Annotated in this window: 1 protein-coding gene; it reads right to left on the bottom strand. The window is 63.9% G+C overall.

Going from position 1 to position 784, the window contains the following annotated elements:
- Positions 1-72: 72 nt before the first annotated feature.
- A complete protein-coding gene (locus EOW65_RS19840) occupies positions 73-783 on the bottom strand; it encodes an amino acid ABC transporter ATP-binding protein (RefSeq protein WP_164880184.1) in 711 nt (236 codons plus the stop codon).
- Between the last annotated feature and the right edge of the window lies 1 nt (position 784).

Raw genomic sequence — 784 nt, 5'->3', positions numbered from 1 at the left:
CTTGGCCCAAAGACCTCGGGGGTGAATGCGCCACAGGCGCAGAGGGGGCAGCGCCCCCTCCCTGCCCCGGCCTCAATGCCCGAGGATCTGGCTCAGGAACTGCTTCGTCCGCTCCGACTGCGGGTTGTTGAAGAAGTCGAAGGGGTTGTTCTGCTCGATGATCTGGCCGTCGGCCATGAAGATCACCCGGTTCGCCACCGCCTGCGCGAACCCCATCTCGTGGGTCACGCACAGCATCGTCATCCCCTCCTCGGCGAGCTCGATCATCGTGTCGAGCACCTCCTTGATCATCTCGGGGTCCAGCGCCGAGGTCGGCTCGTCGAACAGCATGATCCGCGGCCGCATGCACAGCGAGCGCGCGATCGCCACGCGCTGCTGCTGCCCGCCCGAGAGCATGCCCGGATACTTGTGCGCCTGCTCCGGGATCTTCACCTTCTCGAGGAAATGCATCGCCGTTTCCTCGGCTTCCTTCTTCGGCACCTTGCGCACCCAGATCGGCGCGAGGGTGCAGTTCTCGAGGATCGTCAGATGCGGGAACAGGTTGAAGTGCTGGAACACCATCCCCACTTCCGAGCGCACCTTGTCGATGTTCTTCAGATCCGAGGTCAGCTCGGTGCCGTCGACGATGATCTTGCCCGACTGATGCTCTTCCAGCCGGTTGATGCAGCGGATCAGCGTCGACTTGCCCGAGCCCGAGGGCCCGGCGATGACGATCCGCTCGCCCCGGTTCACCGTCAGGTTCACGTCGCGCAGCACGTGAAACGCGCCGTACCACTTGTTCATG

It is taken from the genome of Paenirhodobacter ferrireducens, assembly GCF_004022265.1.
Taxonomy (GTDB): domain Bacteria; phylum Pseudomonadota; class Alphaproteobacteria; order Rhodobacterales; family Rhodobacteraceae; genus Rhodobacter; species Rhodobacter ferrireducens.
Note: the sequence above shows the minus strand (reverse complement) of the source record. Positions and strands in the feature narration are given on the sequence as shown.

Excerpts from the sequence above, each read along its gene's own strand:
- EOW65_RS19840 (WP_164880184.1), bottom strand. The coding sequence starts at position 783 with ATGAACAAGTGGTACGGCGCGTTTCACGTGCTGCGCGACGTGAACCTG.